Here is a 20,960-nt window from a genome sequence, read left to right on the forward strand (position 1 = left end):
TTTGTCCTAACGGCCAAACTGTTCCGCCTTCGGCGGGTTACTTGAAAAGACCCCAAGTAACCAAGGGTCCTATGCTCCTGGTTGGGCCGACTTCGTCGGGTTCCTTCACTTCGGCGACGCTCCGTGGGCCCGCGCCGAACGGACATCCATGTCCTTGCGGCGCTCTCGCGGCATCCATGCCGCTCGTCCCACTCCGCGCCGCCTGCGTTCAGCCTGCACCCAAGTCGCGTTTTGTGGTGTCTGCCCTGCTGCGGCATGAAAATCAAAAGCCAAAGCACGCGCTGCGCTGCTGATTGTTCCCACGCTCCGCGTGGTAACGCATTCAATGACGCTCTGCGTCATCTGGGATGTGGCGCATGCTATCAGGCGTTGCGGCCCTCAAGAAACGGACTGACACCAATGGTTTGAGAACCATAGAATCCCCCACACAACCGCATCCTGTCAGACCGTTTGACGTCAGTCGAAGCGGTCCGGCTGATCACTTCAACACCAGCATCCGGTAAACCCCCGCCTCGCTCTCGATCCCGTGGGTGTCATGGGTGAATCCGGGGAAGGATCGGTCGAAGCTTTCCAGTGCTTTCAGATACGCCAGCAAGGCGCCGTCGGAAGGCCCTGCGTTTTCCCCCGGCATCAGCAGGGGAATCCCCGGCGGATAAGGCACGATACCGGTGGCCGCGATGCGCCCGGCCGCCTCTTCCAGCGTGACCTGTTCGACTTCATTCCTGACCAGTTTTTCGTAGGCTTCCACCGGGCTGAACTCGGCCTTGGGCAGCGTGCCAAACGCCTGCGACATGGCGGCTGTGGTTTTGGTCTTTTTCATGGCGGCAAAGATGTCTTGCGCCAGGTCCTTGAGCCCCATGCCGGCATAACGTTGCTGGTTGGCGGTCAGCAGATCGGGCAGGCACAGCTCCAGTTCCAGGTTGGTGTCGTAGTCACGCTTGAAGTCCAGCAGCGCATTGACCAGCGTGCCCCATTTGCCCTTGGTGATGCCGATCGAGAACAGAAAGAGAATGGTGAAATCGGTGGTCTTCTCGACCACGATGCCCTGCCGCCCGAGGTAGGCGGTCAACACACAGGCCGGAATGCCGAAGTCCAGCAGGTTGCCGTCGTCGCCCATGCCGGGACTGAGGATCGACACCTTGATCGGGTCAAGCATGCAATAGCCGTCTTCGATGTCGCCGAAACCGTGCCAGACCTCATTGGGGTGCAGCACCCAGCAGTTCGGGTCGGTCTTGAGCCGGACCGGATCGACCTCGTGAAAGGGAATGGAGGTCGCGCCGATCGGCACTGACGGTGGCTGCCAGCACGAGAAGAACCAGTCGTCGTTGGAGAGCATCTCACTCTGCATGCGCGAGATGACCTGCCGGAACGCGATGGCCTCTTCGATGGATTCGTTGGTCAGAATCTGCCCGCTCGGCGCCTCCATCATGGCCGAGCTCACGTCGCACGAGGCCATGATCGCGTAGTTCGGCGAGGTCGAGGCGTGCATCATGTACGACTCGTTGAAGCGGCCATGGGGAATCGGGTTGCGCCCGTTACGCACATGGATCATCGACGCCTGAGACAGCGCCGCCAGCAGCTTGTGGGTCGACTGGGTGGCGAACACCGTTGGCTTGGAGGCGTCGTGATCGTCGGGACTGCCGTGCATCGCGAAGCGGTCCTTGTACAGCGGATTGAAGCGCGCATAGCCATACCAGGCTTCGTCGAAATGCAGCCGGTCAACACTTTGCCCCAGTAGTTCTTCCACGCGCGTCACGTTGTAGGTCAAACCGTCGTAGGTGGAGTTGGTGACGATGGCGTGCACCGGCGTCGGATCGATGTGGCTTTTCACCAGCGGGTTGTTGGCAATTGCCGCTTTCACGCCCTCGGCGCTGAGGGTTTGCGGCAGAATCGGACCGATGATGCCGAAGCGGTTGCGGGTGGGGACCAGATACGTCGGAATCGCGCCGGACAGCGTCATCGCATGTTCGGCAGACTTGTGGCAGTTGCGGTCACACAAGGCGATCTGATCACGCGTCACGCTGGCCATCAGAATGACGCGGTTCGACATCGACGAGCCGTTGGTCACGTAATACGTGCGGTGGGCGCCGAACACTTTCGCCGCATAACGCTCGCCCTGGCCGATCGGCCCGCTGTGATCGAGCAATGAGCCCAGCTCACCCACAGAAATCGACAGGTCGGAGCGCAGCAGGTTTTCGCCGAAGAATTCATAAAACGCCCGGCCCGCCGTGCTTTTCAGGAAGGCGGTACCGCCTGCATGACCCGGCGTGTGCCACGAGTATTCGTAGCTGCGGGCAAACTTCAGCAACGCACCGAACATCGGCGGCAGCACCGCCTGACGGTAGCGTTCGATTGCGGCCATGATCCGCCCGCTCAGGAAGCGGCTGGTGTCTTCGGGCAGCCAGATGAAGTCATCGGCGTGCTGCATGACAATCAGCGGCACACTGGACGCGGTGCTGCGATCACTGATCAGAAACACTGGCACGCGGGTGTTGCGCTCACGCAAGGTGGTGAGCAGATCAATGCACTCCTGGTGGTCTTCACTGGTGTCCATTTCCCAGCTGAGCAGCACGCATTGAATCGCCGGATCGGTGCTCAGAATCGACTTCGCGTCGCTCAGGCTTTCCGAGGTCAGTACGCTGATAGAGCGCTCTTCCACGTCGCTGATCAGCTGAATCAGTGCCCGACCGAACACGCTGCGTTTGTCGGGCTGCTTGGTGACGAGTAAGGCGAGCATGCCGAGCAGGTGTCTGTATTCCGTCATGGTTGAGTCTCCAGAGTGGCGCGATTCAGGTCGTTGCGAGGCAAGTTATTGAGAGGCAGGTCATTGACCGGGACAGGTTCACCGACGATGTGCTGCGCAGCGACGGTCTGGGTCGGTACGCTGTTGTTGAGGGCTTCCAGTTTGATCAGACGTGTGTTGACGAAGCCGAACAGCGTGTAGCCGACGATGGTGGCGACGCCGCCGAGCATCAGCGCCTGGGCGCCTGAGCTGTACAACGCCAGATAGCTGTACGCGGCTGCGATGTAAGCAACGATGTTGGTAATGAGTGCTTTGTTCGGCGGGACATTGGAAATCTTCTGCAGCGTCATCAAGGTCGCCATCGACAGGATGTACGGCACCAGGTTGGTAACCACCGCCAGGTTCACCAGCGTGTCGAACTGTTTGGCGAGGTCCGGGCTGATCGTGAGCAGCGCCATGGCGGTCTGAATCGCCAGCAGGATCAGCATGCTGATGATCGGCACACCATGCTTGTTGGCCTTGGCAAAGATCGGCAGAAAGTAACCGGTGTCCGCCGAGCTCTTGAACACTTGCGCAACGGTGAATTGCCAACCCAGCAGCGAGCCGATACACGCCAGCACCATCAGCCCCATGACGACATTGCCAATCATCGGGTTGAACATCTTGGCGAACACCAACCCGAACGGCGCGGTGGAAGAAACGAGTTCGGCGTTGTCGACGATGCCTGCGATCACGTTGGTGGAGACGATGTAGATCACCGCCGCGCCCAAGGTGCCGCCGAGCACAGCGATAGGGACATTCTTCTCAGGGTTCTCCACCGCATCGCCGTTGGCGCACGCCGACTCCAATCCAAGGAACGCCCAGAGCGTGATCGCTACCGATGCGCCTGCCGCCTGATACCAAGGCATGTCGTGGGGGTTCCAGCCCGCCGAATACACGCTGCTGTCGAACCAGAACCAGCCGATGGTCGACACCAACACGACAGGAGCAATCACGCCCCACACCGTGACGGCGCCGATCTTGCCGGTGATGCTCGCACCGCCAAAGTTGGCAAACGTGGTAACCCACAACAAGGCGATGGTGGCGAGGCCAACTTGCAGTGAGCCAAGCTTGATATCGAACAACGTCTGGATATAACCCACGGCCGTAATACTGATCGCGACGTTCGCGATCAACAACGACAGGCCGTAGGTGTAATTGGTGATGTAGTTCCCGGACTTGCCGAAGGTGTATTCGGCATAACCGCCCATACCGCCGGTCTTGCGACTGAGCATGCCGCAGCGCGCAAAGGCGTAGGCCAGAGCCAGTGAACCGGTGGCCGTGATCAGCCAGGAGAGGATCGAGATACCGCCGACTTCGGCGAGTTTGGTAGGCAACAACACGATGCCGGATCCCAACATGTTGACGGCCGTCAACATTGTCAGTTGTCCCACACTCATTTTCTTTGCGACTGACATTCCGTTGCCTCATAGGATGAAGTGAGAGGCTTTTAGCTATAGCAAAAGATTCTCACTAAGCAAGAAATGGAAAATGCCTTTATCTGCTAGCGAAAAGCCACTTTTAGCAACTTCGAGATAAATAGCGACCGCATTGAATATCGAAAAGATTCGTGCGGTTCAAACCGATATCAGGGCAGGAAAGTTAAGGGGAAAGATTAATCTCAGGCGGTCGAACGCGCTTGATATAGGTCAATGCGCGTTCGATAGGCAGCGAGGTGCTTGACGCTGCGTCCTCAAACCAACAACGTGAACAACGCAAACCCCGCATACCAGACAATCGCCGAACGAATCAGCAACTCCCACAGCACGTCCAGGCTGTTCACGCCTTCGGCGCCCACGACCGGGGCGGGCACTTCACCCGCTACGCAGCCGGCCTTGGTGATCAACCCGGCCGCGCTGATATTCCAGTTGAGCAATTCAGTGAGCATCACGCGGCTGACCGCGACGAAGTTGCCGACCAATGCAAAGCTCGCGGCCAGCAAACGCACAGGCACCCAATCGAATGCATGACGCAGCTGCGTCGCGCGCTCCACCAGCGCCGGGGTCTTGCCGTGCTCAGACGCCAGTGCCAGCAACCGGTACGCCAGCGCGGCCACAGGCCCCAGTACGAAATACCAGAAGATCACCGCGAAGAAACCCTGATAGACCTGCCACAACAAATACGTCTGCACGCCGCCCAGCAGTTGCTCTTCATTTTCCGCTTGAACGCCCAGATCACGATCGGCCACCAGCACCGCCGCTTCTTGATCGCCACGTCGGCAGGCATCGCGAAACGAACCCAGGTTGGCTTTGATATCGCCCCGGCCCAGGCTGTAGATCAGCACCAGCAGATGAATCGGCAGCGCCAGCCAGCCATACGCCACCGAGCCGACGATCCAGAGCACCAGCGCCAGCAGCAACAAGGGAAACAGGATCGTCAGGGTGAGAATCCACCACGGGCGCCTGGCCGTGCGAGGATTCGACTCAAGCCGACCCAGCTGATTCAACCAGGGCGCATCGCGCTGAACACGCTGACGCAGGGCGGAGAATTTCTCGATCCACACGGCCAACAGCAACACCAGAAAACTCATGACCCGCTCCTCGATTCAATCCTGCAAAGCCGACCGAAACCGGGCCCAGTCAAAGCATGGCCCCGGATCGGTCTTGCGTCCCGGAGCAATGTCGCTGTGCCCGGTTATTCGTAATGGGGTGATCGCCGGCCATGCCGACTGCAACTGTCGGGTCAGGGCGATCAGCGTGTCGTATTGCGCATCGGTAAACGGCTGATCGTCAGTGCCTTCCAGCTCGATACCCACGGAAAAGTCGTTGCACGTCTCACGCCCGTCGAACACCGATACACCGGCGTGCCACGCCCGGTCCAGACAAGAGACGAACTGCGTGAGCTCACCGTCGCGCTCGATCAGGAAGTGCGCCGATACCCGAAGCTCAGCGATGCCTTCAAAGTAGGGATGCTCTGTGACGTCCAGCCGGTTCTGAAAGAATTCCTGCACCTTGCCCGTCTTGAACTGAGCCGGCGGCAGGCTGATGTTGTGAATCACCAGCAACGAGATCTCGGCTTCGGGGCGAGCATTGAAATTGGGCGAAGGGCAATGGTGCGCGCCGTGGCACCAGCCTGTGGCAAGGTCCAATTGCATGGAGGGTCCTTGGGACGTGAATCGACAGCGGCCAGTATGCCCGTGATGAGAAAGGATGTGGGCAGCGAATCGTGATTCGATTCGCCGATGGGTTATGCGGGGCGCACGCAACATGCGTGCGACGAATAGCCTGTGGGGACGAACCTCAGCCCTTGAGCTTGCGCAGATTCCCCAGCACCGACTCCAGCGCCCGGTCGAACAGCAGCGAATCGTCCAGCACGCGAATCGTGCCGCGACGGAATTCGACCGCCAGGCCCATGCGGGTCTTTTCCAGCACCTTCATGCCCGTGCGGTTGACGAACACATAACGCCCGCTTGGCTCGACGATCGCCGCCAGCTTGCAACGCAGCTTGTGGTCCTCGTCTTCCTGGATTTCAACCCAGCTTCCCAAGCGCAGTTTGTCGACCTGCATCAGCCCTTCATCGTTCTCGGGCAAATGCAGGGACGGCTCGCTGATGACCTGCTCGCCCGGCGCGACCAGCACGATTTCTTCCACCACGGCCATCATCGTCGGACCGTCACCGGGCTCATCGGCCGCGACTTCATCCGCTTCACCGGCCGGACGGGCCACGTGATTGAACGCCTGCACATGCAACGCTTCAAGCTGGCTGAAAAACTCGCTGGTGGCGAACGGGTCGAACGCGGCACTGCTCAGCCCGTCACGCAACGACTTCAACAGCCCCGGCACCAACTCAAGCAGACGCTGACGGGCGTCTGGTTCTTCATGAGGCTCCACGCTCCAGATCAGATCGTCCATCGCCTGAAGACCGGCTTTCCACTCACCCGATTGCTCGCCGTGCTTGAGGCAGGTCAGCAACAGCACCTTGCTCCAGGCTTCCTGCAACAGGCGCACGACAACTTCCGGCAGCGTGCGCCCCAGCAGGCGATCATTGAGCGCCTGCTGAACCCGCTGACGCGCCAGTTCGGCCAACGCGCGGCCTTCTTCGGCGTCACGGGTGCGTTGTTCCAGCAGCTCACTGCGGCGACGTTCGTCACTGGTGAACGCCAGAAAGTCGACCAGCAGTTCGGTGAAGATCGCAGGGTCATCGACGAAGTCGTGCAACAGGCGCTGCACGATCTGATCGATGCGCGTGTACAGCGAATCCCGCTGGCTGTCGTCGCGCCCGCCCCAACCCAGCGCCGCCGAGGCAATTTCATTCAACAGACGACGGGCAGGATGGCTGCCGCGACTGAAGAAACTCTTGTCGATGACAGCCACTTTGAGCATCGGAATCTGCAAACGGCCAATCAACGCGCGCAGCGAGCCGGGCAGGTTGCGGTCATCGAGAATGAATTCGAAGAGCATCGAGATCAGGTTGATCACGTCCTCGTCGATGGTGCCCACCGTGCGGAATTTGCCGCTGCGCGCACTCACACGCCCGATCAGTTGCTCCAGTTGCGCACGCAGATCGAAGTCGTCCGGATTTTCCGCGCGGGGGACGTATTGCTGCAGATGCGACAACAGACGCAGCAGGTCCTGGCTTGAAATGGGCCGAGACTCGGCGTTGTTATCCGGACGCGGCGTCAGGTTGCCGCGCACATAAACCAGCAGCTCCTGCAAGGCCGAGAAGACTTCCTGAACGCTCTTGTCGAGCTTCTCGGCAGCTTGCACAAGCGCTGCGCTGTCAGCGCGCTGGGCTTCAGTGGCCGGCGCAGTGCTCGAGGAACGATCGGTGGAACGGCGCGACGGCAGCACTTTTAGGTCGGGCAACACACCGGCGGAGATCAGCAGCAGGTTGGCCTCTTCATACAGCTGATCGGCGTTGGTCAACGCGTACTTTTCGAACAGCTTGAGAATGATCAGCTTGACCTTGATCTCGACACCGAGATTGCGACCGGCCTGCAAGAAGAAGTCGCACAGCAGGGTCGGACCGAGCGGGTTGGTTTCATCGGTCAACGGCTGCGGGATCAGTTCGTTCAAGCGCGTGGTGAGCTGGCTCAGCGCCACGCCGTCGCGGTTCACGACCTTGGTGACCATGGCATCAATGGCCACAGTGCGCTCAAGGTCATCGTTGTGAACCAGTGCGAGCTTGTCGAAAGAAACGGGTTCAGAAAGGATCGGCTCGGCGATCTCGTACTGACCGAGGCGCAGAAACGCCTCGAAGAATTTGTCCAGGAAGTTACGTTCGATGCTCTTTCGCTTCAGGCGCAGGTCGCGCATGGCTTCGAAGAACACATTCTGTTCGGCGTTGTTGTGCGCCCGGTCCGCCATTTCGAACAAGGTGTCGTCGGCGTTATCGAACAGGGTCTGCAGGCTTTCCTTGAGCTGCTGGGCGGCTTTGTCGCGCACCTGCAACAGAACGACAGGCAGCCGAGCGACAGGCGAGGAACCCGGAAGGTCCGGCCCCATCTTGCTCAAAGGCACCACTTTATTGTCGTTCTGCATCAAGGACTCCTTTCATCCACTTCACTCAACCACGAATGCACAGCCACAACCTGATCGCAAACGGAAGAAGACCTCCGAATGGACGGCGCTCAAAGGTATTGTCCCTGGGGTACGCAGGCGGAACGTCAAAGCTATGACGTCAAATACAAGGCGAATTATGTTTTAAATGCGGCCCGCTCGCCAGCGGACTCTTCGCCTTGATTGAAATAATAGGAGGGGACGAAGAAGCATGTGCAGCGATAGACCGCGAAAATCGCATTCTGTCGCACGAGAAGCGAAAAAACCGACAGAGTGCAGCCGATACACTCAAACGCGTGAAGCGGTGCAGGTGGGTTGGTACAGTCGACTGCCTTATACTCCGGGCACTTAGTAAGTGGAGCCCGATATGCCGAATCTACGTCTTGCCACGCTGACCGCTGAAATCGAAGCCAACGTACGCCGTGCGTTGCTTGAAGACGTCGGCAGTGGCGACATCACCGCGCAACTGATTCCCGCCGAGCGCCTGGCCAAGGCCACCGTGATCTCCCGCGATGCTGCAGTGATCGCCGGCACAGCCTGGGTCGACAGCGTTTTTCGTCAGCTGGATCAGCGCGTCGCGGTGCATTGGCAAGTCGCCGACGGTGAGCGGGTCAAACCCAATCAACCGCTGTTCCACCTCGAAGGCCCCGCCCGCTCGCTGCTGACGGGCGAGCGCAGCGCGCTCAACTTCCTGCAAATGCTTTCAGGCGTCGCCACTCGCGCCCAGCATTACGCCGACATGGTCGCCGACACTCAGGTCAAGCTGCTCGACACCCGCAAAACCCTGCCGGGCCTGCGACTGGCGCAGAAATACGCCGTGACCTGCGGCGGTTGCCATAACCACCGAATCGGCCTGTTTGACGCCTTCCTGATCAAGGAAAACCACATCGCCGCCTGCGGCGGTATCGCCGAAGCCATCACCGCTGCACACAAGATTGCGCCCGGCAAACCAGTGGAAGTCGAAGTCGAAAGCCTCGACGAACTGAAACAAGCCCTCGACGGCGGCGCCGACATCATCATGCTCGACGAACTGAGCCTGGACGACATGCGCGTAGCCGTCCGCCTCACGGCGGGCAAAGCGAAGCTTGAAGCCAGCGGCGGGGTGACCGATGCGACCTTGCGCACGATTGCCGAAACGGGCGTGGATTACATTTCGATTGGCACGCTGACCAAGGATTTGAAGGCCGTGGATCTGTCGATGCGGCTGAGCGTTTGACGGACGCCGTCGCGCCGACTCACGAACACCGCAAAACCTGTAGGAGCGCGCTTGCCCGCGATTGCGGTGGGTCAGTTACGCTGGATGATGCTGATACACCGCAATCGCGGGCAAGCGCGCTCCTACAGGATGTCCGACCCTCCAGAAACGAAAAAGCCCGGTCTTGAAGACCGGGCTTTTTGTGTTTCTGGTGCCGAAAATAGGAATCGAACCTACGACCTTCGCGTTACGAGTGCGCTGCTCTACCGACTGAGCTATTTCGGCGGCGTTGTCAGATTAACCAGAAATTCCAGCGCTGCAAAGATGACCAGTTAACAGCCAAAGCGTTGGCATAATGGCACGTCGGTTGCTTTGTCAATTCCGTTGCCAAATTTCCGTTGCACAAAAAGGGCGTAGATATGAAGTCACTCCAGAAAGGTTTTACCCTGATCGAACTGATGATCGTGGTCGCGATCATTGGCATCCTAGCCGCTATCGCTATCCCGGCTTACAGCACTTATCAAGCAAAAGCCAAGCTGGCCGCAGGGTTGGCAGAAGTTTCAGCAGCCAAGACAACCGTGGAAATAAAAATAAATGACGGCACGACAGTGACTGACGCTGGGTCTGCCGGACTGACAAACACTTCAACTGGAAACTGCACTTTGGCCGCGAACATGGCCAGTGGCGCAGGCACCCTTACCTGCACCATCGTAAATGCTCCTCCTCAGGTTCTGGGCGCAGTGGTCACTTGGACTCGCGGCGGTGACGGCACATGGACCTGCAAAACGACTGGTGCAAAAGATCCAGACCTGGCTCCTAAGAGCTGTCCTCAGGCTGCTGCGTCCTAAGTTTTTGAACTGGAAGGCCCCGGTTTCCCGGGGCTTTTTTTTACGAAACTTTCAACCAGTTAGTTATATCCAATTTACTCATACCCCATATCCCATACCTCCGACCTCACGGCCAAACAAAGCAATAACTGACAATTTTTGTCACCCTACGTGCATACATTTGGCAGCGTCGCCCGACTACGCTATAAACCAGACACTGTCTGCGTTCGGTGGTTTTATGACTGATGTTGTCCTCACCGGTTTGGCCAAACAACTCGTTGTGGCCGAACTGCTCAATGAAAAAGTTGCACAGCAGGCCTATCAGCAGGCACGACGCGACAAGCTCTCTCTGGTGAGCTATCTGGTTCAAAACAAGCTGGTCAACAGCTTGACCCTGGCAGAGGTCGCCTCGGATCAGTTCGGACTTCCGTTCCTCGACCTCAGCACCCTCGATAAAGAAAGCCAACCCAAAGGTCTGGTCAGCGAGAAACTCGTTCGCCAGCACTCAGCGCTTCCTTTATGGCGACGTGGCAACAAGCTGTTTGTGGGTGTTTCCGACCCAACCAACCATCAGGCAATTACAGACATTCAGTTCAGCACGGGGTTGAACACCGAAGCCATTCTGGTTGAGGACGACAAACTCAGTGTCGCCATCGACAAATTCTTCGACACGCACAGCGGTCTGGGAGAAATGGCAGACGTTGATCTCAGTCTCGAGATTGAGTCCACCACAGACAGCAAAGAGACAACCCTAGGCGAAGTGGATGCAGAAGATGCGCCTGTTGTTCGCTTCGTCAACAAGATGTTGATGGATGCCATCCGACTGGGCTCCTCGGACCTTCACTTTGAACCCTATGAAAAGACCTTCCGCGTGCGTCTGCGGACAGATGGCATTTTGCACGAGGTCGCCAAACCTCCGACGCAACTCGCTGGACGAATCGCGGCTCGACTGAAGGTCATGGCAGGGCTGGATATTTCTGAGCGACGCAAGCCTCAGGACGGCCGAATCAAGCTACGGATTTCGAAGAACCGCGCGATCGATTTCCGCGTGAACACGCTCCCTACATTGTGGGGCGAAAAAATCGTTATGCGTATCCTTGACCCGACCAGTGCCCAGATGGGGATCGATGCATTGGGTTATGAGCCGGAGCAAAAAGAGCTGTATCTGCAAGCGCTCCGCCAGCCGCAGGGCATGATTCTCGTGACAGGGCCGACGGGTTCAGGCAAAACCGTTTCTCTTTATACCGGCCTGAACATCCTGAATACCGTGGATATCAACATTTCCACAGCGGAAGACCCTGTAGAGATCAACCTCGAGGGCATCAACCAAGTCAACGTCAACCCCCGCCAAGGCATGGACTTCTCCCAAGCTTTGAGAGCGTTTTTGCGTCAGGATCCGGACGTGATCATGGTGGGTGAAATCCGCGACCTCGAGACGGCAGAAATCGCGATCAAGGCTTCGCAAACCGGCCACATGGTGCTGTCAACGCTTCATACCAACAGCGCAGCAGAAACCCTGACACGCCTGCACCACATGGGCATTGCGGCTTTTAACATCGCGACTGCGATCAACTTGATTATCGCCCAACGCCTCGCTCGAAAATTATGCCCTCACTGCAAGAAAGAGATAGATGTCCCCAGGGACACGCTGCTGGCAGAAGGTTTTCCAGAAGAGCGAATCGGCACGTTCAAGCTTTATTCCCCGGTAGGCTGCGATCAATGCAACGGAGGTTACAAAGGTCGCGTGGGCATCTATGAAGTGGTGAAGAACACCCCTGCCCTCGAGCGCATCATCATGGAAGAAGGCAACTCCATCGAAATTTCCACCCAAATGCGCAAGGACGGCTTCAATGATTTGCGCACCTCTGGCCTGCTGAAGGCCATGCAAGGCGTCACCAGCCTTGAGGAAATAAACCGGGTAACCAAGGACTGACATGGCAACCAAAGCAGTAAAAAGCCCGAAGGTGGCCAAACCCGTCGTTTATGCGTGGGAAGGGGTGGACAGAAAAGGCGCGAAAGTTACGGGCGAGTTGACAGGTCACAGCCCTGCGCTAATCAAGGCGCAACTGCGAAAGCAGGGCGTCAATCCGCTAAAAGTTCGTAAAAAGTCGGTTTCGATCTTTAGCGCAGGTAAGAAAATCAAACCGCTGGACATCGCGTTTTTCTCACGTCAAATGGCAACCATGATGAAAGCCGGAGTGCCACTACTGCAGTCTTTCGACATCATCAGCGAAGGCTCTGCCAACCCCAACATGCGCAAGCTGGTAGACGACATCAAGCAGGAGGTTGCTGCCGGCCATAGCTTTGCGACCGCCTTGCGACAAAAACCGCAATACTTCGACGATTTATTTTGCAATTTGGTGGACGCAGGTGAACAGGCCGGGGCCTTGGAGTCGCTGCTGGACCGTGTGGCAACGTATAAGGAAAAAACCGAATCGCTGAAAGCGAAAATCAAAAAAGCGATGACTTACCCCATCGCTGTAGTCATCGTCGCATTTATTGTGACAGGCATTTTGCTTATCAAGGTCGTGCCGCAGTTTCAGTCGCTGTTTGCAGGCTTTGGGGCCGAGTTGCCTGCTTTCACGGTGATGGTTATCAACTTGTCACAATACCTCCAGGATTATTGGTTCATCGTCCTGCTGGCGCTGTTCGTGATGATCTTTGCATTCAAGCGAGCGCATAAAACGTCAGAGAAATTTAGAAACGGGCTTGACCGGACGCTGCTCAAGGTGCCTGTTGTCGGCCCTCTGCTGTACAAATCCGCGGTCGCACGGTTTGCCCGCACGTTGGCAACGACGTTCGCGGCAGGCGTACCGTTGGTTGACGCGCTGGACTCTGTATCAGGCGCGACGGGTAATATCATCTTCAAGAATGCCGTCAATAAGGTAAAGCAGGACGTATCGACAGGGATGCAGTTGAATTTTTCCATGCGAAGCACGGGAGTCTTTCCAACCTTGGCCGTCCAAATGACTGCTATCGGAGAAGAATCCGGCGCTTTGGACTCCATGCTCGATAAAGTCGCAACCTATTACGAAGAGGAAGTCGACAATATGGTCGACAGCCTCACCAGCCTCATGGAACCCATGATCATGGCGGTTCTTGGTGTCATAGTGGGCGGCCTCGTCATCGCCATGTACCTCCCCATCTTCAAACTCGGCAGCGTCGTCTAACCATGTCCCTCCTTGACCTCCTGGCCAGCTCTCCGCTGGCCTTCATTTTATGCACCCTCGTTTTAGGCCTGCTCGTCGGCAGCTTCCTCAACGTCGTCGTTTACCGCCTGCCCAAGATGATGCTGCGCGACTGGAAAGCTCAGGCGCGGGAAGTGCTTGAGCTGCCTGCCGAGCCGCAAACCGAAACCTTCAACCTGGTCCTCCCGCATTCGCGTTGCCCCCACTGTTCCCACAAGATCCGTGCGTGGGAGAACCTGCCGGTGGTGAGCTATCTGGTCCTCGGCGGCAAGTGTTCGAGTTGCAAGGCGCCGATCAGTAAGCGTTATCCGTTGGTGGAGTTGGCCTGTGGATTGATGTCAGCGTTTGTGGCGTGGCATTTCGGGTTTGGGTGGCAAGCGGGGGCGGTGTTGCTGTTGAGTTGGGGCTTGCTGTCGATGAGCCTGATCGACGCCGATCACCAGTTGTTACCCGATGCGATTGTGCTGCCGCTGTTGTGGCTGGGGCTGATCGTCAATGCTTTCGGCCTGTTCGCTTCGCTGACCGATGCATTGTGGGGCGCGGTCTTCGGGTATCTGGCGTTGTGGTGTGTGTTTTGGCTGTTCAAGCTGATCACCGGCAAGGAAGGCATGGGCTACGGCGATTTCAAGTTGCTGGCGATGCTTGGCGCCTGGGGCGGCTGGCAGATTTTGCCGCTGACGATTCTTTTGTCTTCGATTGTCGGTGCAGTGTTGGGCCTGATTTTGCTGCGCATGCGCAACGTCGAAACCAGCACGCCGATCCCCTTCGGTCCTTATCTGGCCATCGCGGGGTGGATCGCACTGCTCTGGGGTGATCAAATAACGACTTCGTATTTGCAGATCGCCGGTTTCAGATGATTGCTTCCGAACCACAACCCGCTACAAAACCCTGGATTCTTGGCCTCACTGGCGGCATTGGCAGTGGCAAGAGTGCGGCTGCGCAGTGCTTTGTCGACCTGGGCATTCATCTGGTGGACGCCGATAACGCGGCCCGCTGGGTGGTGGAGCCGGGGCGCCCTGCCCTCGCGCAAATTGCCGAGCACTTCGGCGCGGGCGTGTTGCAGACCGACGGCACGCTGAACCGTGCAGCGTTGCGCGAACTGATCTTCAAGGATCGGCAGCAGCGGGCCTGGCTGGAAGGTTTGCTGCACCCGTTGATTCGCGAGGAGATCAAGCAGTACCTGGCTCGCGCGCAATCGCCTTATGCGATTCTGGTGTCGCCGCTGCTGCTGGAGACTTCGCAGCATCAGATGGTCCAGCGCGTGCTCGTGATCGATGTGCCCGAGGCGGTGCAGATCGAACGCACGGTGCTGCGTGACAAGACCAACGAAGCGCAGGTTCGGGCGATTCTCAAGGCACAGGCCAGCCGCGAGGAACGTCTAAGCCGCGCCGATGATGTGATCGTCAATGACCGCGACCCGGCCTGGCTGAAAAGCGAGGTCGAGCGACTGCATCACTTTTATCTAACTTTGCGTGGAGGCCAATGATGAGCCAACCAATGACCGTCGATTGTCCAACCTGCGGAGCCCCGGTGGAATGGACGCCGGAAAGCAAATTCCGGCCGTTCTGTTCGGACCGCTGCAAGCTGATCGACCTGGGCGCCTGGGCGTCGGAAGAACATGCAATTCCAGTTGCGCCAGACGCTGAGGACGAGTTGTTTTCGGGTGATTTCGATCCACGGCAGCATTGATCGAATCCCCGACTGACTGACGACCCGGCCCCTGTAGGAGACGTCCGAGGTTACGAGGGCAGCGAATGCGGTGGGTCAGTTACCAATGATGTGTAAGACGTACCGCATTCGCCAGCAAGCCGGCTCCTACAGGTGATGCGAGTTGTTTCCCGGTGATTTCGATCCACGGCAGCATTGATTGAATCCCCGACTGACTGACGACCCGCTCACTGACAACTCGGACCCTGTAGGAGACGTCCGAGGTTACGAGGGCAGCGAATGCGGTGGGTCAGTTACCAATGATGTGTAAGACGTACCGCATTCGCCAGCAAGCAGGCTCCTACACGTAATGCGATTTGTTTCCGGGGGATTTCGATCCACGGCAGCATTGATCGAGCGCAAAACTGACTGACGACCTAGGACCTGTAGGAGACGTCCGAGGTTACGAGGGCAGCGAATGCGGTGTGTCAGTTACCAATCATGTGTAAGACATACCGCATTCGCCAGCAAGCCGGCTCCTACAGGTGATGGGTGGTGTCAGTTAGCAGTGATGTATCTGACATACCGCATTCGTCCGATCAAGGCCCGCAGCAAGCCGGCTCCTACACGTAATGCGAGCTGTTTTCGGGTGATTTCGATCCGCGGCAGCATTGATCGACCCCAAAACTGACTGACGACCCAGGCCCTGTAGGAGACGTCCGAGGTTACGAGGGCAGCGAATGCGCTGGGTCAGTTACCAATCATATGTAAGACATACCGCATTCGCCAGCAAGCTGGCTCCTACATGCAGCGGGTGGTGTCAGTTAACAGGGATGTATCTGACATACCGCCTGCGTCCGATCACGAGCCGCAGCGGCCCGGCTCGGGCGATGACCTATCCTCACGTATCCCCATCATCGCTCCACGGCTCGGACAGGTAACGCGTGCGGTTGAACGTTTCCAGCCACTCGGGGCAGAACACCACCAGGGCGGTGACAATCATCCCGTTGATAAAGGCCTCGGGGAAGATGATCAGCCAGAGATAGCCGATGAAATCTCCCAGCCATTCCGGCATCGCAAACAGCCCGTCGAACCACAGCACCCCCATGGCGACCAATACGCACGCCAGCGCAACCAGTGCCGCGGCAAAGAATCCTGAGCAGAAGATGTAGGTAAACGGATTTTTCGGTTGGGCCCGCTCGACAATCAGCGAGCAGCCTTCGGTGATCAACACCGGCATCACGACCAATAACAGACCGTTGACCCCAAGCGACGCCAAGTCCTGACGCCCCATCGCCAACAGCCCAAGCTGAGCAATCAACCCGCCGACGATCGCCAACGGCCAGTCCAGCAACAAGGTCACGGCGGTCATGCCCAGGAGGTGGTACGAAACGCCGGTGTCGAAGTCCCGGCGCATCAACCACAGCAGAAACAACGCGAACACGGTGCCGAACAGCAGATGCTGGCGTCGCGTATCGCTGAACAGTTCAACCCAGGGAGAGCGCCACACCGCCCACAGCAGCAGGGGCACATAGAAGAGCCAGGCGAGGATCATGGTTTGCGAGGTGAGAACTTGGGTTCCGATCATGATGAAGGGCTCTTCTGGGTTCGGATAAGAAGCAGTCTACTCCTGCTAAAACAGTCTGCGTGTCCAAACCAAAAACACCCGATGGAGCGTATTTATTCGCCCGATCGGGTGCTTCAGTGATCAACTTTTTTGCAGATCAGTCGAGCTTACGCTGCGGTGCGCCGTGAACCATGGTGTAGGCGTAGTCGACACCCATGCCGTAAGCGCCGCTGTGCTCCAGGACCAGTTGCATGACCGCTTCGTAGGTTTCCTTGTGTGCCCAGTCGCGCTGGAACTCGAGCAGGACTTGTTGCCAGGTCACGGGGACCGCGCCCGCCTGAATCATGCGCTGCACCGACATGTCGTGTGCTTCCTTGGTCGTGCCACCCGAGGCGTCGGTGACGATGTACACCTCGTAGCCTTCAGCCAGGGCGTCCAGCGTCGGGAAGTTCAGGCAGACCTCGGTCCACAGCGCTGCGATGATCAGTTTCTTGCGACCGGTCGCCTTGACCGCTTCTACCAGCTTCTTGTCTTCCCAGGAGTTCATCGAGGTGCGCTCGATGGGCTGTTGCTCCGGGTGTACCGCCAGCAGTTCAGGCCAGATGTAACCGCTGAAGCTCTTGGTTTCAACCGAGGTGAAGATCGTCGGTACGTTGAAGATCTTGGCGGCTTTGGCCAGGCCGACCGTGTTGTTCTTCAGTGTTTGACGATCGATCGACTGCACGCCGAAGGCCATTTGCGGCTGGTGGTCGATCAGGATCAGAGCAGAGTTGGTTGGGTTCAGCAGTTCGCGGATAGACATGGCATGTTCCTTTAGATGTCGAAAAGTCAGTAGGGGTTAGCCGCTCTGGCTCGTGGGTTCTGCCCGTTGAGCTGTTTGCTTGCTGGCTTGGGAGTAAATGTACGGACTGGTCGACCTCGGAACAATCCCATAGAATCGAGACTCATTGTTTCCATATTAGGGACGTTAATGGACCGTATCGAATGCATGCGTGCTTTTGTCGCCACCGTCGGCGCCAATGGCTTTGCCGCAGCCGCCCGTGCGCTGGACGTACCACGCTCGAAAGTCAGCAAACAGATTCAGGCATTGGAGGAAGCCATTGGCGTACAGCTTCTCCAACGGACAACGCGCAGCCTGCACCTGACAGAAGCAGGCGCCGAGTACTACGACGCCTGTCGTGATGTCATCGCCTCTCTGGACGAGGCCGAGCAGCGAGCGCGCACCGGGATGGGTGAGATACGCGGCGTGTTACGTGTCAACGCGCCGATGTCTTTCGGGCTTAGTCGCCTGGGCCCGCTGATCCCGCTGTTCAACGAGCGTCACCCCAACGTCGAACTGCAAGTGGTGTTGAGTGACCAGCAGGTGGACCCGGTGAAGGGCGGGTTTGACGTGACGATCCGGATCGCCAGCCTGCCGGACTCATCAATGGTCGCGCGCGCGTTGGCGCCAGCGCCACGGGTCATGGTCGCCTCCCCGGCGTATCTCGCCAAAGAGGGCGTACCGCAGTCGCCCAAGGACCTGAGCAACCACAAATTCCTGAGTTACGGCTATCTGCAGAGCGGTATCAGCCTGCAATTGTGCAACGGCAAGGAAACCCAGCGTGTGACCGTGAGCGGGCCGTTGCACGCGAACAACGGGGACATCCTGGCGCAAGCGGCTGTCTCGGGAATGGGCATCGCGTTGCTGCCGAACTTCATCGTCGAACGGGCCGTGGCCGACGGGCGATTGAAACCGGTGCTGTGCGAGTGGGAGGCGCCCGCGATTTCGGTGAATGCGGTGTATCCATCGGCACGCCGGGTGCCGATGAAAACGCGGGCGTTCATTGATTTTCTGGTGGCGGAACTGGCGCTGGGCACCGCCGGCTTTTGAGGCAGCTTAGGGCTGTGCGAGGGCGCCACGCAGGGATTCTGAACTGTCGAACTGCGCCTGGCTGACGACCTTGCCATTGTGCAGCTTGAGCATAAGCACCTTATCCACATCGCCGGAATAGCGCGGCACGACGCGTGACTCGCGATCCAGCATCACGCGATAGGAATAGGCGCGCATCGCAGGTACGGCGAACATTTTCGCGATGATGGCCGGCATCTTCTGGATGTCGGCGACGAACACCGCATGGCGCGACTCAAGGAACGTTTTCGGCGTGTCCTGCAATGCACCGTTGACGATTTTGGCCGCGTCCATGCTGCGCGCGACCAACAGAATCTGCGCGTCGTTGCCGAAGGTGTAGGGCTGATCGTACTGGTCGAGCAAGGTCCAGGGGGCAAGTGTGTCGCCGACTTCCACCGCATTGGCGGCGAAAGGAAGCAAAGCGATGAACAGCAGGGTCCAGAGTTTCAAGCGAGCGCTCCCGCGACAAAGATAGGGAAAAACCGTGTCGCGGATTCTAGCTGATTATCCGGCTGCGCAAACCGTTGAAGCCCCTGCGCAGCCGGCACGATCAACCCCCTCTCAACCGACCCTTCAAGCGACGGCGCCCACCGGCTCTTGGCCCGCAAGCACCGCCGCGAGGCTCGCCAGCACCATTTCGCCCATGCGCGTGCGCGTCTGCACGGTCGCGCTGGCACGGTGAGGCTGCAGCACCACGGTTTCAAGGCCGAACAACACGTCCGGCACGTTCGGCTCGTCGACGAACACATCCAGCCCGGCGCCGGCAATCGATCCGGATTCCAGCGCTGCGATCAGGTCCGGTTCGTTCACCAGACTGCCCCGCGCCACGTTGATCAGGTAGCCCTCCGCGCCCAAGGCTTGCAGCACCTTGGCGTTGATGATGCCCTTGGCGTTGTCGGCGGCGGCCGCCACGATCAAGGCGTCGCTTTGACGCGCCAGCTCCACCAGGTCACTGACGAAGGTGTACGGCACATCGCTCATGGCGTTGAGGTCGGTGTAGCTGATGGGGCAGCCAAACGCCGCCGCACGCGCGGCAACCGCACGCCCTACCCGCCCGAGCCCGACAATGCCGATGCGCATGCCGCTGAACTGACGCGCCAGCGGCAGTGGCACCAACGGCGTTGCGGTCCTGGCCCATTCGCCGGAACGCACATAACGATCGCCCGTTCCGAGCCCTCGGCAAGCCGAGATGAGCAGGCCGATTGCAAGGTCGGCCACGTCTTCGGTGAGTGCGCCGATGGTGGCGGTGACACGAATGCCGCGATCACGGGCATAGCCCAAGTCCACCGCGTCAGTGCCGACGCCATTGACCGCGATCACTTCCACGTTGGGCAGTTGCTCCAGCACCTCGCGCTTGATGCCGGTGTGGCCGCCGGTGACCACGCCACGGATATTGGCGCCATGCTGACGCAGATACGCCGCCTTGTCGGTCTGCTGAAAATAAGGGCGTACGGTGTACAACGCGTTTAGCTTCGCGTTGACGTCCGGAATCAGAATCGGGCTCAGCTGGAGGATTTCAGGTTTCATCGAATTCTCGCTCATATCGGATTCAGACGGGTTCAACCACGGCCCACGAACGGCATGTTGGTGGCCATGACGGTCATGTTCAGCACGTTGGCCGACAGCGGCAGCGCGGAGATGTAACGCACCGCGTCGGCGATGTGTTTGACGTCGATCATCGGCTCGACCGCAATCGAGCCATTGGCCTGACGCACGCCTTTGGTCATGCGCACCGACAACTCGGTCAACGCGTTGCCAATGTCGATCTGGCTGCAGGCGATGTTGAACTCGCGACCGTCCAGCGCCAGGCTTTTGGTCAGCCCCAGGACAGCGTGTTTACTGGCGGTGTAAGGGCCGGTGAACGGACGCGGAACGTGCGCGGAGATCGAACCGTTGTTGATGATCCGGCCACCCTGCGGCGACTGTTTGCGCATCAGGCCGAAGGCGCCACGGCTGCACAGAAAAACGCCGGTGACGTTGGTGTCGATCACGCTGAGCCACTTCTCGACCGGCAGCTCATCCATCGGCACGGCAGGGGCGTTGACGCCCGCGTTGTTGAACACCACATCGAGTCGGCCGTAGACCTCTTCGATGGTCGCGAACAGCGCGTCGACGCTGGCCGGATCGCGCACGTCGGTGGACACCGCCAGCGCTTCGCGGCCTTGTTCCCGTGCCAAGGCAACCAGCTCTTCCAGTGGCTCGATGCGACGTCCAGTCACCACCACTTTGTAACCGTCTTCCAGCAGACCCAGCGCCACGGCGCGGCCGATCCCGCTGCCTGCGCCCGTCACCAAGGCAATTTTCGAAAGGGATTGTTCAGTCATTGTTATTCTCCTGATGCTCGCTGAGTGCTGCTCGTCTGAGTGCT

At 58.6% G+C, this 20,960-nt stretch carries 18 protein-coding genes and 1 tRNA gene; 8 read left to right on the forward strand and 11 right to left on the reverse strand.

From position 1 onward, the window contains the following. Positions 1–478 precede the first annotated feature (478 nt). The 5 genes from AB4N84_RS06600 to AB4N84_RS06620 form a co-directional block, all read right to left on the reverse strand. Complete coding sequence (locus AB4N84_RS06600; protein WP_460045681.1) at positions 479–2,764, reverse strand: Orn/Lys/Arg family decarboxylase; 2,286 nt, start codon at positions 2,762–2,764, stop codon at positions 479–481. Continuing rightward, on the reverse strand, positions 2,761–4,200 hold the full coding sequence (potE, locus tag AB4N84_RS06605; RefSeq protein ID WP_460045682.1) for a putrescine-ornithine antiporter: 1,440 nt from the start codon (positions 4,198–4,200) through the stop codon (positions 2,761–2,763). The genes AB4N84_RS06600 and potE overlap by 4 nt, the downstream gene beginning before the upstream one ends. A 275-nt stretch (positions 4,201–4,475) precedes the next feature. Beyond that, a complete protein-coding gene (gene ampE, locus AB4N84_RS06610; RefSeq protein WP_460045683.1) occupies positions 4,476–5,312 on the reverse strand; it encodes a regulatory signaling modulator protein AmpE in 837 nt (278 codons plus the stop codon). 15 nt (positions 5,313–5,327) lie between these two features. After that, a complete protein-coding gene (gene ampD / locus AB4N84_RS06615) occupies positions 5,328–5,876 on the reverse strand; it encodes a 1,6-anhydro-N-acetylmuramyl-L-alanine amidase AmpD (protein ID WP_074752138.1) in 549 nt (182 codons plus the stop codon). 145 nt (positions 5,877–6,021) lie between these two features. After that, positions 6,022–8,262: a DUF1631 domain-containing protein gene (locus AB4N84_RS06620; protein WP_460045684.1), complete on the reverse strand. Its 2,241-nt coding sequence runs from the start codon at positions 8,260–8,262 to the stop codon at positions 6,022–6,024. Between the two features lie 385 nt (positions 8,263–8,647). Here AB4N84_RS06620 and nadC point away from each other — a divergent pair, with 385 nt between their 5' ends. Then, positions 8,648–9,496: a carboxylating nicotinate-nucleotide diphosphorylase gene (gene nadC / locus AB4N84_RS06625; protein WP_460045685.1), complete on the forward strand. Its 849-nt coding sequence runs from the start codon at positions 8,648–8,650 to the stop codon at positions 9,494–9,496. Between the two features lie 188 nt (positions 9,497–9,684). Here the strand turns inward: nadC and AB4N84_RS06630 are convergent. Beyond that, positions 9,685–9,760, reverse strand: a tRNA-Thr gene (locus AB4N84_RS06630). A 134-nt stretch (positions 9,761–9,894) separates the two neighbouring features. Between AB4N84_RS06630 and AB4N84_RS06635 the strand changes: the two genes are divergently transcribed. The 6 genes from AB4N84_RS06635 to yacG all read left to right on the forward strand — a co-directional run bounded on the left by AB4N84_RS06635 (position 9,895) and on the right by yacG (position 15,179). Then, positions 9,895–10,323: a pilin gene (locus AB4N84_RS06635; protein WP_460045687.1), complete on the forward strand. Its 429-nt coding sequence runs from the start codon at positions 9,895–9,897 to the stop codon at positions 10,321–10,323. A 217-nt stretch (positions 10,324–10,540) separates the two neighbouring features. Further along, the gene (gene pilB / locus AB4N84_RS06640; protein ID WP_460045688.1) at positions 10,541–12,235 is read left to right on the forward strand and encodes a type IV-A pilus assembly ATPase PilB; all 1,695 of its coding nucleotides are present in this window, start codon (positions 10,541–10,543) and stop codon (positions 12,233–12,235) included. 1 nt (position 12,236) lies between these two features. Further along, a complete protein-coding gene (locus tag AB4N84_RS06645) occupies positions 12,237–13,472 on the forward strand; it encodes a type II secretion system F family protein (RefSeq protein ID WP_460045689.1) in 1,236 nt (411 codons plus the stop codon). A gap of 2 nt (positions 13,473–13,474) precedes the next feature. After that, the gene (locus tag AB4N84_RS06650; protein ID WP_460045690.1) at positions 13,475–14,347 is read left to right on the forward strand and encodes a prepilin peptidase; all 873 of its coding nucleotides are present in this window, start codon (positions 13,475–13,477) and stop codon (positions 14,345–14,347) included. Further along, on the forward strand, positions 14,344–14,976 hold the full coding sequence (coaE, locus tag AB4N84_RS06655) for a dephospho-CoA kinase (RefSeq protein ID WP_460045691.1): 633 nt from the start codon (positions 14,344–14,346) through the stop codon (positions 14,974–14,976). The genes AB4N84_RS06650 and coaE overlap by 4 nt, the downstream gene beginning before the upstream one ends. Next, the gene (gene yacG, locus AB4N84_RS06660; protein WP_062378727.1) at positions 14,976–15,179 is read left to right on the forward strand and encodes a DNA gyrase inhibitor YacG; all 204 of its coding nucleotides are present in this window, start codon (positions 14,976–14,978) and stop codon (positions 15,177–15,179) included. The genes coaE and yacG overlap by 1 nt, the downstream gene beginning before the upstream one ends. 859 nt (positions 15,180–16,038) lie before the next feature. On the opposite strand, the gene AB4N84_RS06665 is transcribed toward yacG, so the two are convergent. Both AB4N84_RS06665 and AB4N84_RS06670 read right to left on the reverse strand, forming a co-directional pair. Then, entirely contained in the window at positions 16,039–16,725 is a 687-nt protein-coding gene (locus tag AB4N84_RS06665) for an energy-coupling factor ABC transporter permease (protein WP_460045692.1), read from the reverse strand. Between the two features lie 136 nt (positions 16,726–16,861). Next, positions 16,862–17,506: a hydrolase gene (locus tag AB4N84_RS06670; RefSeq protein ID WP_074752122.1), complete on the reverse strand. Its 645-nt coding sequence runs from the start codon at positions 17,504–17,506 to the stop codon at positions 16,862–16,864. A gap of 168 nt (positions 17,507–17,674) precedes the next feature. Between AB4N84_RS06670 and AB4N84_RS06675 the strand changes: the two genes are divergently transcribed. Further along, a complete protein-coding gene (locus AB4N84_RS06675; protein ID WP_074752121.1) occupies positions 17,675–18,574 on the forward strand; it encodes a LysR family transcriptional regulator in 900 nt (299 codons plus the stop codon). Positions 18,575–18,580: 6 nt separating this feature from the next. On the opposite strand, the gene AB4N84_RS06680 is transcribed toward AB4N84_RS06675, so the two are convergent. The 3 genes from AB4N84_RS06680 to AB4N84_RS06690 all read right to left on the reverse strand — a co-directional run bounded on the left by AB4N84_RS06680 (position 18,581) and on the right by AB4N84_RS06690 (position 20,916). After that, complete coding sequence (locus tag AB4N84_RS06680) at positions 18,581–19,042, reverse strand: hypothetical protein (RefSeq protein WP_460045693.1); 462 nt, start codon at positions 19,040–19,042, stop codon at positions 18,581–18,583. A 123-nt stretch (positions 19,043–19,165) separates the two neighbouring features. Beyond that, positions 19,166–20,119, reverse strand: a complete 954-nt coding sequence (locus AB4N84_RS06685; protein ID WP_460045694.1) for a 2-hydroxyacid dehydrogenase — start codon at positions 20,117–20,119, stop codon at positions 19,166–19,168. Positions 20,120–20,151: 32 nt separating this feature from the next. Continuing rightward, complete coding sequence (locus AB4N84_RS06690) at positions 20,152–20,916, reverse strand: SDR family oxidoreductase (protein WP_460045695.1); 765 nt, start codon at positions 20,914–20,916, stop codon at positions 20,152–20,154. Positions 20,917–20,960 lie beyond the last annotated feature (44 nt).

This window comes from Pseudomonas sp. S2_H01 (assembly GCF_054668305.1).

Bases quoted from the DNA above. Each gene is read 5' to 3' on its own strand.
- AB4N84_RS06600 (WP_460045681.1), bottom strand. From the start codon at position 2,764: ATGACGGAATACAGACACCTGCTCGGCATGCTCGCCTTACTCGTCACC.
- potE (WP_460045682.1), bottom strand. From the start codon at position 4,200: ATGTCAGTCGCAAAGAAAATGAGTGTGGGACAACTGACAATGTTGACG.
- ampE (WP_460045683.1), bottom strand. From the start codon at position 5,312: ATGAGTTTTCTGGTGTTGCTGTTGGCCGTGTGGATCGAGAAATTCTCC.
- ampD (WP_074752138.1), bottom strand. From the start codon at position 5,876: ATGCAATTGGACCTTGCCACAGGCTGGTGCCACGGCGCGCACCATTGC.
- AB4N84_RS06620 (WP_460045684.1), bottom strand. From the start codon at position 8,262: ATGCAGAACGACAATAAAGTGGTGCCTTTGAGCAAGATGGGGCCGGAC.
- nadC (WP_460045685.1), top strand. From the start codon at position 8,648: ATGCCGAATCTACGTCTTGCCACGCTGACCGCTGAAATCGAAGCCAAC.
- AB4N84_RS06635 (WP_460045687.1), top strand. From the start codon at position 9,895: ATGAAGTCACTCCAGAAAGGTTTTACCCTGATCGAACTGATGATCGTG.
- pilB (WP_460045688.1), top strand. From the start codon at position 10,541: ATGACTGATGTTGTCCTCACCGGTTTGGCCAAACAACTCGTTGTGGCC.
- AB4N84_RS06645 (WP_460045689.1), top strand. From the start codon at position 12,237: ATGGCAACCAAAGCAGTAAAAAGCCCGAAGGTGGCCAAACCCGTCGTT.
- AB4N84_RS06650 (WP_460045690.1), top strand. From the start codon at position 13,475: ATGTCCCTCCTTGACCTCCTGGCCAGCTCTCCGCTGGCCTTCATTTTA.
- coaE (WP_460045691.1), top strand. From the start codon at position 14,344: ATGATTGCTTCCGAACCACAACCCGCTACAAAACCCTGGATTCTTGGC.
- yacG (WP_062378727.1), top strand. From the start codon at position 14,976: ATGAGCCAACCAATGACCGTCGATTGTCCAACCTGCGGAGCCCCGGTG.
- AB4N84_RS06665 (WP_460045692.1), bottom strand. From the start codon at position 16,725: ATGATCGGAACCCAAGTTCTCACCTCGCAAACCATGATCCTCGCCTGG.
- AB4N84_RS06670 (WP_074752122.1), bottom strand. From the start codon at position 17,506: ATGTCTATCCGCGAACTGCTGAACCCAACCAACTCTGCTCTGATCCTG.
- AB4N84_RS06675 (WP_074752121.1), top strand. From the start codon at position 17,675: ATGGACCGTATCGAATGCATGCGTGCTTTTGTCGCCACCGTCGGCGCC.
- AB4N84_RS06685 (WP_460045694.1), bottom strand. From the start codon at position 20,119: ATGAAACCTGAAATCCTCCAGCTGAGCCCGATTCTGATTCCGGACGTC.
- AB4N84_RS06690 (WP_460045695.1), bottom strand. From the start codon at position 20,916: ATGACTGAACAATCCCTTTCGAAAATTGCCTTGGTGACGGGCGCAGGC.